Raw genomic sequence first — 12,182 nt, 5'->3', positions numbered from 1 at the left:
AGTTGGGCGGAGGCGTGTCCGGTCAGCGGGTGGAGGCGGTGATCAGGGCCGCGAGGAATCCGGCGACGGCCTCGGAGGGGGTGTGCAGGCCGAACTCCTGGGTCCAGGGCTCGGCGTCGGCGGGGCGGACCTGGACGCGCCAGAGGATGCCGCACGCCCAGGCGTCCGGGTCCTCCGGCAGCCAGCCGACGTACAGCCGCCCGTCCGGGCTGGTGCAGTGGACGTTGGCCTCCGGGGTGTCGACGACCGGCCAGCCGAGACCGACCAGGAGCGCGAGGACGGGGCCCGTGCAGTGGTCGCTGGACAGCCAGGACCGGTCTTCGGGGTCAGGGGCGACCGGGGCGGGGAGGTTGGAGGACACGTTCACGTGGTTCGATCTCTTCGTTGACCTGCGGTTTTCCGCCGCACGAGTACTTTGACATGCAGCGTGCCGATGTACGTAGTCGTTTCCGGGACCAGTTCGGTTCGCCGTCGGCGGATCGGCGGGAATCAACCAGCGGCGGGCGATGCTGATTAAGGGTTACGGCGCGGGGCCGTACACGGGCCCGAGGGGGAGAGCGGCAGTGGAGTTCAGCAGAGGGCGCGACATGGCGGCGCTGGAGCGCAAGCTCCACAGTGCGGGCAGGCCGTGGACGATGGCCGGCATCGTCATGATCAGCGACGGGCAGTGGGCCGTACCCACGGCGGACGGGACCCAGCGCACGCAGGAGCACGTGGTGCGCGAGCGCCTGCAGGACGGCCAGCGGATGGAGTTGACGCTGGAGGAGCTGGCCCGTGCGGTGGGTGGCGCTGACCCCGGCGCCCACGGCGGCCAGGACGAGGACTGACCGCAGCCCTACCGGCGGTTCGCTGTGGCCGGCGCGTGAGCACCGGTGGCGAGCGGGGCAGGCCGGTCGGCCGCCTGGCCCAGTGGCCGGGAGAGCGCGGTGCGGGCGGTGGCGGCCCGGACCCGCTCTGCGGCCAGGTCCGCGTTGACGGCTTCGCGGGCCTCGACCAGGTGCTGCAGCGAGGTCAGCGCGCTGTATCTCTCGGCGTAGGCGGTCCTCCGCAGCGCACTCGCCGTGTCCGTGACGGCGACGAGGTCGTAGTGGGCGAGCACCCGGCCGGGCCGGGTGAGTGCGTGCAGCCGGTCCTGGTGCACGGCCACCTAGTTGGAGACCACCGTGAGGTGGCTCCTGGTGCGCAAGGCGGCCACCAGGAGAGGGTCCTCGATGGGGCGTCGGACTGCGGCCTTCGCCAGTTCGGCGATCGGCAGGTTCCAGGCTTTCTCGATCATCGCGTCGGCGTGATCGAGGGCGGTCGCGTCGGACACGGTGTCTTCCCAGGAGGTTGGTCAGCGGGCGAGGGCGACGATCGCCTGCTGATCGGCGTAGAGCTGGACGGCGTGGTCGAGGGTGGCGGCGCCCAGCTTCCGGCGGGCGCGGGCGGCGCGCCGGTGCACGGTCGCGGTGCAGGTGCCCAGCCGCAGGGCGCGGCCGGCGACGGTGTAGCCCTGCGTGGGGTAGTGCAGGAGGGCGGACTCGGCGGGGTTGAGGGGTTGGCCGTGCAAGGGCTTGGGCTTGTTCAAGGCAGGGTCCTTCGAGGAGTTGGGGCGGCGCCCGCACCGAGGGGAGCGAGCACCGATGCCGGCGCTGTCCGGCAGACGGAAGGGGCGGAAGGCGAGCGGGAGGCGGCGGCGCAGACGCGTGCCACCTCCTGCGGGCTGGGTGCGGTCGGTGTCGCGGTGGCCGTGGCGGGCAGGTGCTCCAGGTCGATGCGCCACATGGGCCGCAGGACTGGGGTCGGATCGGTGACGGCGACGGTGAACGACCGCAGCAGGTGGTCGGGCAGGTGGGAGGAGGCGGTGGCGTACCAGCAGGACCGCGCCGGTCCGACCTCGACCAGCAGGCGCTCGGTGGCGCCGGCCATCTCAGCGGAGTGCGGCAGCGGCTTGTCCCGGAAGTGGAGCCGGACGAGGCGGTCGGGCGACCGGTAGCTGAGGAACGGCGTCGAGAGGTCCGACGTCCAGCCCTTGGCGAGCAGTTCGAGGGCCGTCTCGGTGCCCCTGCTGCGGCTGCCGCCCAGATAGGCGTCGGGGCCGCAGGTGTACGCGTCGGCGCGCGCGGCGGTGAAGTCGGCGACGACCTCGGGCGGGGTCAGGTGGTCGAAGGTGACCAGCCACTCGGGCGGCGCGAAGGCGTCCGGCCCCGCGCTGATCTTCCACAGCACCGGGCCGTCGGCCTCGGGCAGGTGCGCCAGGCGGGCGGTGAGGTCCGGGGCGGTGACGAAGGTGTTCCCCGCGCGGTCGTGGCTCCGGGCCCAGCCGACCTTCACCAGCGCTTCGACGGCCGCGGATCCGTCCGCCTCCGGGTGCGCCAGGTAGCGGGGCGCGATCTGGTATTCGCGAGGTTCTTCACGGGAGTTGGGCACAGCACCTCCTGGTTGCGGATCAGTGGGCACGACCGGCCGACGCGGGCTTCGGGAGCACGGTCGACCGTGTCGCGGTGGTGTAGGCGAGCATGGAGCCGCCCGCCTGCGGCGCGGGAGCGGTGCGGGGGACGGAGAGGGGACGCGCGGTCGCCGCCTTCATCCGGGCGACCTCCAGCGGGCTCGGCGCCACCCGGGTCGCGGTGGCCTGGGCCGGGAGCTCGGCGAGTTCGGAGCGCCGCAGGTAGCGCCGCACGGGGGCCGGGTTGGTGATCGCGGCGGCGAGGGTGTCCAGGAACCGGTCGGGGAAGTCGGAGGTGACGGCGGCGTACCACTGGTGTCCCGGAGGGCCGACCACGAACGTCCAGCGTTCCAAGTCGCCGGTCATCTCGTCGTCGTACCGCAGGGGTCCAAGGCGCCGGTGCAGCGTGACGAGCCCGTCGGGCGAGCGGAAGGCGGCCAGCGCGGGTTTGCCGTCCTGCTGCCAGCCGCGCTCGTCGAGGAGGCGGTCGGTGAGGTCGAAGCCGCCGGCGGGACCGTGGACCACGGACGCGGGCGATGAGGCGTGGGCGGCGGCGAGTGCGCCGGTCAGCTCGGCGACGATCTCGGGCGGGGCGGCGAGGTCGACGATCACCTGCCACGTGGCCGGCGCGAAGACGTCGTCGTGGGCGGTGATCATCCACAGGTCGCCGCGGTTGCCCTCGGGCAGGTAGCCGAGGCGGACGGTGAGGTCGGGGGCGGTGACGTAGGCGTTGCCCAGCTCGTCGTGGCTCAGAAGCCAGCCCGTGTCCAGGAGGGGCAGCAGCGCGGGGTCGCCGGTGCCGGTGGAGTCGGCGAGGAAGCGGGGTGCGATCAGGTAGTCGCGCCCCTTGTCGGTGGGGTTCGGCATGGTGGGAGTCCAGGGTCAGCGGCGCCGCGCGGTGGGCGCGGGCCGGGAGGGCGGAAGGTGGGGCCGGCCCGCCTCCGCCGGAACGGGCGGGCCGGCGGACTGCCGTAGCACGGTCACCCGGGCCAGGTGGCGTGCCGGGATCTCGTCGGCACGCCGGAGGACGGGCCCCGGTTCGCTGAAGGCCGCAGCCGCCCGGGTGAGCGGGTGGAAGGGCACGCCGATCGTGAACTCCGCACACCAGGAGGGCTGTTGCTGGCTCCCGGTGAGCATGCTCCACGTCGGCGGGACCAGGCGGGTGACCTCGTCCTCGTGCGGCTGGTGACCCAGGCGGTGCCGGTAGAGGGCCCAGCCGTCCGGCGCCAGCTGGTCGTGGAAGCCCTTGGGGGAGCGGTCGGAGGGGCGCCAGCCGTGGTCGGCCAGGATGGAGCCGGGCGTCCCGGGTCGGTGGAGGCCGTCGCGGTGCCGGGCGCTCAGGTCTTCGGCGAGCGCGGCGGTGAAGGCGGCGACGACCTCGGCGGGCGTGCCGGAGCTGAAGGAGACCTGCCACAAGGGCTCGGTGCCGGGCCGGGTGTAGCCGTGGACGGCCCAGGCGACCGGGGAGCCGACGTCGCCGTTCACGCTGAGCGTGGCCGTCCGGCACGGGCTGGTGAAGTGGGTTCCGCCTTCGGGGGTGCGGGTGGAGCTCCAGCCGTGGACCGCGGTCAGCGGGCCGGTGACCAGCTGGCGGTTGCCGGGCCCGGCCAGGCGCAGCGGCTGGACGAGAACAGGGGCGGAGGAGGGCACCGGGGGAGTTCCTCGTCGAGTTCGGCGGCGGCCGGGCCCGCACGCGGGGCACCGCAGTGCCCGGGCAGCGCGCGGATCCGGCCCGGTGGCGGGCGGGTCTGCGGCGGAGCACGGCGCTCACCGGCCACGGGCCGGGTGGGAGGCGGCGATGACGGCGTACGGCACCTGGTGCTGGGGGTGCAAGGCGTGGCTGAACAGGGAGGGCGGCACTGGGCTGCGGCGCAGCGCCGCCGCGGTGCACGCACTCTGCACGCCTTCGGCCGGGGCGGTGAGGGAGTGGACCTTGGCGGCCGGGGCGGTGCTCTTGGCGGTGTGCCGGTCGTGCCACTGCTGGACGGCCGCGTAGATCGGTCCGAGGGCCTGGCCGGCCTCGGTCAGGGTGTACATGCCGTGGCTTCGGCTGCCGTTGGAGACCACCAGGCCGTCGGACTGGAGTCGGGCGATCCGGACTGCCAGCAACTGCCGGTAGACGCCGGACTCCGCGGCGATCCGGTTGAAGTCCATGCTGCCGCCTTCGGCCAGCAGCTGGACGATCCTGGTGGTCTCGACCGGCTGCAGGCGCTGCAGCGTGTCCTCGATGCGGCCGGGCCGCGCCAGCAAGGTCGGGGCGATGTGCTTCGAGGACCACTGGCTCAGGGACCGGTAGACGGGGCCGAGGGTGAGCGCCTGCTGGCTCAGGCGGTACGGCGCGCGCTTGTCGAACGCGTCGTCGCGGTCCACCAGGCCGTCCTGACGCATGGCGGCCAGCCGCTTGCTGGCGTACGACTCGCTGAGCGTCGGGACGTAGCCGGCGACGTCCCGCACCTGCAGCGTCGGGCCGTACTTGGCAATGGCGCGGACGATGTCGGTGGTCCAGTTCGGTGCGAGCCGGCGCAGGGCGGCTTCGACGACCTTCAGGTCGGCGGCGCGAGGGGTGGGCATGATCGGTACTCCGGTTCAACGGCTGGGGAAGGAGAGGGGGAGGGAGACCGGCGCCGCGGCCGGGGCGGTCTCCGTAGGCGCGGCGCCGGCGGCGGTGGTGCGGTAGAGCGCGGCTCCCGAGCGGCGCTCGGCGCGGTGCGCGGCTTCGAGGGCGCAGGGGGCCGCCTCGCCCTCCGGTGTCAGGGAAAGCAGGTAGCCGGGCTCGTACGAAGGGGTGCTGGCGTCGGCGGTGACCAGGCCGTCCGCGATCAACTGCTTCGCCGTCTCGACGCGGACGGTGGCACCGCCACCACTGGTGTAGGTGATGGACTTGCGCCCGTTGAAGGCGCGTTGGCGAAGCCAGTGATCATGGCGCTTGATGTCCTACAGCGCCCGCAGCTCGAAGCCTTCCGGGGCCTGCCGCGCGAGGAACTCGGATTCAGGCTGAGAACCGGCGTCTCTTGAGGCGGCGGCGAGCAGGGGAGGATCCTGCCCGGGCGTCCGGGCGGGAGCGGCCGGATTCGGCTCTAGTCGCAGGTACTGCTCGTAGTCGCGCAGGGTGTTGGTGAGCTGGTGATATGCCGAGATGTAGCGGGCGGCCAGCACCTCGATGCCAGGGCTGGTGAGTTCGGCGTTGAGCATGGCGGCGCTACTGCCCTGTGCGATCGGCGAGAGCTGCTCGATCATGCGGCGCGTGCTGGAGGCGAGTTGGCGGTGGAGGCGGGTAGTGCCTGCGGCGGTGTGGACGGCTTGGGTGAGGCGGGCGGCGGCGTTCTCGTCCAGGGAGTCGAGGTCGTCGGTGCCGAGCCGCTCGTGGATGAGATGGTCTCCGGGGCTGGTCAGCGGGTCGTGGGGGTTCACTGGGCCGTCTCCAGGCGGGCGAGCAGGGAGCAGACCAGGGTGGGGAGGCCGCCGGGGCCGTTGCCGATCCGGACCTCGCTGGCAGCTTCCTCGACGATGTACTGCGCGTCCTCGATCAGGCCGCTGCTGATCTCCATGCAGGCGTCGGTGATCGCGGTAGCGGCCCGCAGCGCGCCGATGAGGACGTCGACGTAGGCGTCGGGCTCCATCCCGGCCGCTTCGGCGGCGGCGCGGATCGCCGTCGTCTCCGCTTCGTTGAAGCAATAGTCGAAGCCCTCCTCGTCCTCGCCCGGGGCGGGCACGGCCTGCCCTCCGTGCTCCAGCATGGGGAGGCCGGTGCGGGTGCAGATCACATCGACCGCCGCGGTCAGCTCGGCCAGCGACTCGGTCAGCCAGCCCAGGGCGGAGGCGTAGGAGGCCAGGGCGAACAGGCCCACAGGGGTGGCCGGCAGCGGCTCGTCGAGCAGGTCCTCCAGCCGCTCGTTCAGCTCGCCGACCACCCGGGGCCCGGCGGACAGCGGCCCGAGGAGCGGGGCGAGGTAGGAGCGGCTGGTCGGCGCGTCATACTCGGCGACGAGGATCCCGGCGACCGCCTGGGCGGCGTCGGTGAGCCAGCCGGCGAGGTCGGAGCGGCTGGGCAGGGTATCGGTGGCCATCATCGTGCCTTTCGGGGAGTCTCGGCGGCGGCGAAGCCTGGTGAGGCGGAGGTGTAGGCGATGCCGCCCTGGCGGCGGGCGTGCGCGGTGCGGGGGGAGCGGGCGCGGGCGGCCCGGACGCGGGCCTTCTGCGCTTCCCGGACGCGGGCCGCCAGCCCCGGGTCCGCGTCGGGCGCCGGGGTGTTGAGTCCGGTGCGGCCCAGGCGCTTCTGGGCGGCGTTGTAGACCGCGTACTCGTGCCGGGCCCCGGCGGCGACGAGGTAGACCTCGCGGGAGTGCTTGGAGCCGGGTGGTGCGTCGCGGAACTGCACCACCAGGCGGTGGCTGGCCCAGTCACCGCCCGCGCCGAGGACGATCTTGTGGCAGCCCTCCAGCCGTTCGTGGAGCTTGGTAGCCACGCGCTCGCCGTGGACCAGGTCCTGAAGGTGCAGCAGGGCCTGGTCCCGGATGGGCTCGGGCAGTTGGCGAAGGTCGGCGATGGCGTCGGGGTGCGCGGCGAACGCGAACTTGGCGCGGCTCACAGCGACCTCCCGAAGGACTCCGGAGAGTTGACGGGAACAGCGGGCGCGCTCGGGGCGGCGGTGGCCCGGGGGAGCGAGGCGGTAGTGCGGGAAAGTGCGGCGCCGGTCCGCAGCGCCTGCGCGTCGAGGCGGTACTCGGGTGCCTCGGGCAGCGGGGCGGAGCGGTCCTCCAACCAGGCGTCAGCGGCGTCGTGGTCGGCGAACGCCCCCTCGCGCACCGTGTAGGTGTACTGCTCCGGCTGGAGCGATTCGAGGAACAGCCGGACGGGCAACTCCTTGGCTTGGTGGTCGACGGCAATGCTCCAGCCCTCGACGTCGCCCCCGTCGATGACCTGGTGCTCGACGATCGCAAGCCGCTCGCCGGAGTGCCGGATGCGGTCCTCGACCCGGACGGTCAGCTCGTCGGCGGGCCTGTGGGCGTTGGCGATCGGTGCGAGCGCGTCCGCCGGGCAGCCGCGGTTGATGAGCCACCTCTGCGCGAACGCGAAGGTGGCGTGCCCGGAGCTGTTCATGCTGAACGTTCCCTGCGCGCTGTCGCGCACGACATCGAAGGAGAGGAGGTTGGGCGTATTGGGCACGTCCCAGGTGGCCGTGGGGTCGAAGGCGACAATGAAGCTCCGCTCGCCCCTGTCGTGCTGGGAGAGGGTCTGGTGCCTGCAGATCCAAGTGCGGTCGTAGGCGGTGGCGCTCTGCTCGTCGGCGGGCTCCAGGCCGTCGAGCCGGAAGTCGGTGTCCTTCACGCCGCTGCCCCCAGCTGGTCGGGTGTGGCCAGCACGCGGTGGGAGGGCCGGGCCGGGCTGGTGGTGCACGCAGCGAACGGCCCGTCAGGGGAGCGGAGTTGGGCCAAGGCGTGGTCGAGGTGGTCACGGTGCCACGTCGAGGGCCCGATGAGGCCGGCCTCCGCGTCGGTCAGCTGCTGCCACGCCAGCCACAGGCCGTGGAGGCGGGCGACGGCCTCCGGGTGCTCGTACCAGCGCGCGCACCAGGGCCGGGTGGAGCCGATCTCGCGCCCGTAGACCGGCAGCAGCACGTGCGTGATCCAGTTGCCGAGGGCCGCCAGTTCGGCGGCGTACTCCGCGCCGCCCATGGCCAGGATGAACACCGAGGTGGGGCCGTCGGCCTCGGCCTTGCCGTCGGTGGGGTCGCTCTCCGGTTCCTCTGCGCCGTCCGGTTCGGGGTCGGCGCCGAGGCGGTCGAGCAGCACGCCGTGCTGGCGGACCTCGGCGATGGTGCGCGCCAGCGTGCTGGCGAGGTCGTCGAGGTCCTCGTCGGCGATGCGGATCGGTTCGGGCTCGGGGGAGCCCGCGGTCGGGTCGGACATGGCACATCCAGGGGGATCGGACGGGCAGGGACATTGGGCGGCGCGGGTCTTATCGGGCGGTTCACAGGCGGGCTCCTGACGGGTGGGTGAGAAGAGAATCCGCGGATCCGGCGGCTTGGTCGGGCCGCGGGTTCGTGCTAGGCACTGTCCTGGCGATCACGGGCGGAGCCAGATGACGAGGGCTGCCGCGGTGACGGTGCTGAGGTAGATGTAGGCGCGTTTGTCGAACCGCGCGGCGACAGCACGGAAGGCCTTGAGCCTGTTGATCACACGTTCGACGGTGTTGCGTTTCTTGTAGCGGTCGTGGTCGAACCCTGGCGGCCGACCGCCTGCGCTACCGCGTCGGCTCCGGTTTTCCGCTTGGCCGGCCTTCTCCGGAATGACGTGCCGGATACCGCGCCTTCGCAGGTAGCGGCGTGTGCGCTGGTTGGAGTAGCCCTTGTCGGCGCTGACACTGTCCGGCGTGATGCGACGTCTGCCAGGGACGAGCCTTGGGACGCGGATCTTGTCCATGACCGGCTCGAACCGGGTGCAGTCGGCGTGCTGCCTCGGTGTGATGACCAGCGAGAGGATTCAGTAGCGGCCGTCCGTGCCCAGGTGGATCTTGGTCGTGAATCCGCCGCGCGATCGGCAGAGCGCCTCGCCCGCAGCTCCGCCGCCTCCCGCTGGCCGTTCGACCGTGGTCCGGCCTGTGCGGCCTGTCCCTAGTACAGACGGCGCGGTGCGCCGGACACCGGCGGCGTGGTGGTGCGCGCGTACGACCGTCGAGTCGACCGAGATGTCCCAGTCGATGGTCCTGGCTGCGTCCTCCTGGGCCTGGATCCGCTCCAGGATCAGTTGCCCGGTGCCCTCCGCCGGCCAGCGCCGGTGCCGCTCGTGTACGGTCTTCCACGGCCCGTACCGCTCGGGGAGGTCCCGCCACGGGACACCGGTGCGGATCCGGTGCAGCACCCCGTCCACCACCTGCCGGTGATCGCGCCACCGGCCGCACCGCCCGCTGCCCACCGGCATCAGCGGCTCGATCCGCTCCCACTGGGCAGCGGTCAGATCACCCCGCGCTTCCACACCACGGCCAACGGCCCGCCCTGGCACCGGGGTGCCGCCGCCCGGCACCGTCTTGCGGTATCCGGCCCGGATGGTAGGGCGCCGCGGCCGGTCCGCCGACAGGGGGCTGGTCTTCGGCAAAGCCCCTTTCCGGGCGGGGGTGTTCCCCTAGGGTCGGGTGGCATGAGGGCTGTGGGGGATAGCGGTTTTGGTGGTGCCGTGCCGTACGCGGGGGTGCCGCCGGTATTCGAGGACCGGACCAGGGACGCGTGTGTGGTGGTGCCGGGCATCATGGGCAGCGTCCTTCAGGACGCGGCGACGGGCCGGACCCTGTGGGGCGCCGACCTCGCGGCTCTCACCGGCGCGCTGACCGGTGAGAGCCTCTTCGCAGCCCTCGGAGCGACCGAGGAGGAACGGGCGGCCGGCACCGCCCGGACCGGGCCGGTGACCCGGATCCGGGCCACCGGTCTGCTCGCCAAGCCGTGGTGGCTGCCGGTCTTCGAGGGCCTGGACCCCTACACCGATCTCCACAAGGCGCTGACGGGGGTGGTGCTCGCGCCGGAGGCGGTGGCGCCGTTCCCCTACGATTGGCGTCTCGCGGTTTCCTACAACGGCGCGCTCCTGGCCCGCGCGGCCCGCGCCCATCTGACCCGCTGGCGGGAGCGGGTAGCGGCCCGGCCCGAGTGGCGGGCCGCTGGTGAGGGGGTGCCGCGGCTGGTGTTCGTGGCGCACTCGATGGGCGGTCTGGTGGTGCGGGCCGCGCTGGAACAGGACCCCGAGCTGGCCGCGGACACCCGGGCGGTGGTCACGGCCGGCACGCCGTTCCTCGGCTCGGCGAAGGCCGTCCTCGCCCTCAACCTCGCCCACGCCCGTGAGAAGCCGAGCTGGCTGCAGCGGCGGGTGCAGGCGCTGGCGGCGACCCTGCCCGGCGTCCACGACCTGCTGCCCGGCTACCGCTGCCTCGATACGGGCCTGGACGTCGAGCGCCTCACGGCGGGCGATGTGGCCCGCTTCGGCGGCGACCGCGACCTCGCCGAGCGGACGCTCGCCGAGCGCGCCCGCCACCGCGAGAACGTGTTCGTCCTGCCCGGGCACCGGGCGATCGTCGGCGACGCCCAGCCCACCGTGCAGACCCTGCACCAACAGCAGCGCGCCGGCCGGGCGGTCGCCGAAGGCCGCCACCACGCCTTCGACATCGGCGACGACCTCCAGCTCCTGCGCGACCCCGCCACCGGCCTCCCCGCCCGCCGCAACACCTACGGCGACGGCACCGTCCACACCCCCTCCGCGGCCGTAGGCACCCAGGCCCTCACCTACGTCTACGGGCAGCACGGCACCCTGATGCGCCACGACGAAGTCCTGCGCCAGATCCGCCGCACCGCCCTGGAGCGCCCCCAGGGCACCCACCTCGGGCCCAGCGACACCGACACCCGGCCCGGCCTGGACATCCCGCACCTCGGCGGAACGCTCGGCGAGCCGCTCACCCTCGCCGCCACCGGCCTGACCACCCCGGCCGGTGTGAGCCTGACGGTGCGCTCAGCCACCACCGGCCGTCCCGGCCACCCCCTCACCTTGCGCCCCGACCCCGACCGCACCGGCGGGGCCCTGTCGGCCCGGTTCACCGCGGACATCCCCGATCTGTACCGGGTCACCCTCGACACCGGCGCCCACCCGCCGATCACCCAGCTCGTCCTCGTCACCGCGCCCGACACCAGCACCCGGTAGGCCCGCCCGTGACAGCGCCCAGCAGCCCGGACACCTCCGCACCCGGTCCGGGCCCGGACGGCGTCGGGGGCGGGTTGGAGCTGTTCCCGGTCAACTTCACCGCCTACCGGCACGATCTCCTGCCCGACCTGGACACCGAGGCGCACGTGCGGGCGATCGCCGGCCTCCTCGCCCCCTACGGCGCCCGCACCACCGAGTGGACCGTGCCGCCCGCGGAACGGGACAGCCAGGCCGTCGAGGACCGGCTCGCCGAGTGGGCGGGCGAGGCGCCCTTGTCCGGCGGGAACACGCTGCTGTACTGGACCGGCCACGGCAGCGCCCGCCACCTCGCCCACCACCGCACCGCAACACCGATCACCAACGGCGTCACACCGCACGACATCGCCGACGCCATCGAACGCCGCCAGACGAGCGGCGACGGCGGCTGGGCGATCATCGTCCTGGACGCCTGCTTCTCCGAGCACTTCGCCAGGGCCGTCCACCTGGACCTCTTCGCCCGCAACAGCGGCGTCGGCCGCTACCTGCTGCTGTCCACCGCCGCCCGCGGCTACGCCGAACTCGGTGCCCTCACCGAAGAGCTCGGCCGGGCCCTGACCATCACCTTCCCCACCCGACGGGCCATCGGCCTGTCCACCCTCGGGCGGGAACTCGCCGCCCGCCTCGGCGGCTTCTTCGACGACCTCACCGTCGACGACCGCTCCGACCAGCTCGTCAGCCTCCGGCCGAACGCCGCAACCGCCGTACTGGGCCCGCTGGACCAGCTCGCCGAACTCCAGGCCGTCATCGACCAACTCCCCGACGACGAGCGCCGCCACTTCCTCCCCAAGGCCACCGGCGCCGAACTCGGCGAACTCGCCTGGTACTTCCATGGCCGCACCCTCCAGCGCGACCGGATCCTGCACTGGCTCACCACCGCCCGCCAGGGCACCCTGGTCGTCACCGGCCCCGCCGGCGCCGGCAAATCCGCCCTGCTCGGCCACGTCCTCCTGCACACCAACACCCGCCTGCGCGACCCACTCATCCGCAACGGCCACCTCACCCCCCTACCCCCCGGCATCGCCTGCCCCGACAACCCC

The 12,182-nt window shown here is 73.3% G+C and carries 17 protein-coding genes and 1 pseudogene; 3 read left to right on the top strand and 15 right to left on the bottom strand.

Going from position 1 to position 12,182, the window contains the following annotated elements; all coding sequences use genetic code 11:
* Positions 1 to 22: 22 nt before the first annotated feature.
* Positions 23 to 361, bottom strand: a complete 339-nt coding sequence (locus tag ACZ3J7_RS26105) for an SPDY domain-containing protein (protein ID WP_465625283.1) — start codon at positions 359 to 361, stop codon at positions 23 to 25.
* A 202-nt stretch (positions 362 to 563) separates the two neighbouring features.
* Between ACZ3J7_RS26105 and ACZ3J7_RS26100 the strand changes: the two genes are divergently transcribed.
* A complete protein-coding gene (locus ACZ3J7_RS26100) occupies positions 564 to 827 on the top strand; it encodes a hypothetical protein (RefSeq protein ID WP_465625281.1) in 264 nt (87 codons plus the stop codon).
* 8 nt (positions 828 to 835) lie between these two features.
* Here ACZ3J7_RS26100 and ACZ3J7_RS26095 read toward each other — a convergent pair whose 3' ends face one another.
* The 14 genes and pseudogenes from ACZ3J7_RS26095 to ACZ3J7_RS26030 form a co-directional block, all read right to left on the bottom strand.
* The gene (locus ACZ3J7_RS26095; RefSeq protein ID WP_465625279.1) at positions 836 to 1,147 is read right to left on the bottom strand and encodes a hypothetical protein; all 312 of its coding nucleotides are present in this window, start codon (positions 1,145 to 1,147) and stop codon (positions 836 to 838) included.
* Complete coding sequence (locus tag ACZ3J7_RS26090) at positions 1,148 to 1,312, bottom strand: hypothetical protein (protein ID WP_465625277.1); 165 nt, start codon at positions 1,310 to 1,312, stop codon at positions 1,148 to 1,150.
* A gap of 21 nt (positions 1,313 to 1,333) precedes the next feature.
* Positions 1,334 to 1,567: a hypothetical protein gene (locus tag ACZ3J7_RS26085; RefSeq protein WP_465625275.1), complete on the bottom strand. Its 234-nt coding sequence runs from the start codon at positions 1,565 to 1,567 to the stop codon at positions 1,334 to 1,336.
* Entirely contained in the window at positions 1,564 to 2,409 is an 846-nt protein-coding gene (locus tag ACZ3J7_RS26080) for an SPDY domain-containing protein (protein ID WP_465625273.1), read from the bottom strand. Before ACZ3J7_RS26080 ends, ACZ3J7_RS26085 begins: the two co-directional genes overlap by 4 nt.
* Positions 2,410 to 2,428: 19 nt before the next feature.
* A complete protein-coding gene (locus ACZ3J7_RS26075; RefSeq protein ID WP_465625271.1) occupies positions 2,429 to 3,295 on the bottom strand; it encodes a DUF317 domain-containing protein in 867 nt (288 codons plus the stop codon).
* A 15-nt stretch (positions 3,296 to 3,310) separates the two neighbouring features.
* Positions 3,311 to 4,078, bottom strand: coding sequence for an SPDY domain-containing protein (locus tag ACZ3J7_RS26070; RefSeq protein WP_465625269.1), 768 nt, complete (start codon positions 4,076 to 4,078; stop codon positions 3,311 to 3,313).
* A 117-nt stretch (positions 4,079 to 4,195) separates the two neighbouring features.
* On the bottom strand, positions 4,196 to 4,999 hold the full coding sequence (locus tag ACZ3J7_RS26065; RefSeq protein WP_465625267.1) for a winged helix-turn-helix transcriptional regulator: 804 nt from the start codon (positions 4,997 to 4,999) through the stop codon (positions 4,196 to 4,198).
* A gap of 15 nt (positions 5,000 to 5,014) precedes the next feature.
* A complete protein-coding gene (locus ACZ3J7_RS26060) occupies positions 5,015 to 5,251 on the bottom strand; it encodes a hypothetical protein (RefSeq protein ID WP_465625266.1) in 237 nt (78 codons plus the stop codon).
* Positions 5,252 to 5,362: 111 nt separating this feature from the next.
* Complete coding sequence (locus ACZ3J7_RS26055; RefSeq protein WP_465625264.1) at positions 5,363 to 5,839, bottom strand: hypothetical protein; 477 nt, start codon at positions 5,837 to 5,839, stop codon at positions 5,363 to 5,365.
* Positions 5,836 to 6,495 (bottom strand): hypothetical protein, encoded by a 660-nt coding sequence (locus ACZ3J7_RS26050; RefSeq protein ID WP_465625262.1) that lies wholly within the window; start codon positions 6,493 to 6,495, stop codon positions 5,836 to 5,838. Before ACZ3J7_RS26050 ends, ACZ3J7_RS26055 begins: the two co-directional genes overlap by 4 nt.
* On the bottom strand, positions 6,495 to 7,016 hold the full coding sequence (locus ACZ3J7_RS26045; RefSeq protein WP_465625261.1) for a hypothetical protein: 522 nt from the start codon (positions 7,014 to 7,016) through the stop codon (positions 6,495 to 6,497). Before ACZ3J7_RS26045 ends, ACZ3J7_RS26050 begins: the two co-directional genes overlap by 1 nt.
* The gene (locus ACZ3J7_RS26040) at positions 7,013 to 7,756 is read right to left on the bottom strand and encodes a glycosyl hydrolase (RefSeq protein ID WP_465625259.1); all 744 of its coding nucleotides are present in this window, start codon (positions 7,754 to 7,756) and stop codon (positions 7,013 to 7,015) included. The genes ACZ3J7_RS26045 and ACZ3J7_RS26040 overlap by 4 nt, the downstream gene beginning before the upstream one ends.
* Positions 7,753 to 8,337: a DUF4913 domain-containing protein gene (locus ACZ3J7_RS26035; protein WP_465625257.1), complete on the bottom strand. Its 585-nt coding sequence runs from the start codon at positions 8,335 to 8,337 to the stop codon at positions 7,753 to 7,755. Before ACZ3J7_RS26035 ends, ACZ3J7_RS26040 begins: the two co-directional genes overlap by 4 nt.
* Positions 8,338 to 8,493: 156 nt before the next feature.
* Positions 8,494 to 9,402, bottom strand: a pseudogene (locus ACZ3J7_RS26030) (IS5 family transposase).
* 270 nt (positions 9,403 to 9,672) lie between these two features.
* Here ACZ3J7_RS26030 and ACZ3J7_RS26025 point away from each other — a divergent pair.
* Both ACZ3J7_RS26025 and ACZ3J7_RS26020 read left to right on the top strand, forming a co-directional pair.
* Complete coding sequence (locus ACZ3J7_RS26025) at positions 9,673 to 11,106, top strand: lipase family alpha/beta hydrolase (protein WP_465625255.1); 1,434 nt, start codon at positions 9,673 to 9,675, stop codon at positions 11,104 to 11,106.
* A gap of 8 nt (positions 11,107 to 11,114) precedes the next feature.
* On the top strand, positions 11,115 to 12,182 hold a 1,068-nt coding region (locus tag ACZ3J7_RS26020), incomplete at its 3' end, for a hypothetical protein (RefSeq protein WP_465625253.1).

This window comes from Kitasatospora sp. NPDC015121 (assembly GCF_055562955.1).
The sequence above is the reverse complement of the archived record's forward strand: the minus strand, read 5'-3'. Positions and strand labels throughout refer to the sequence as shown.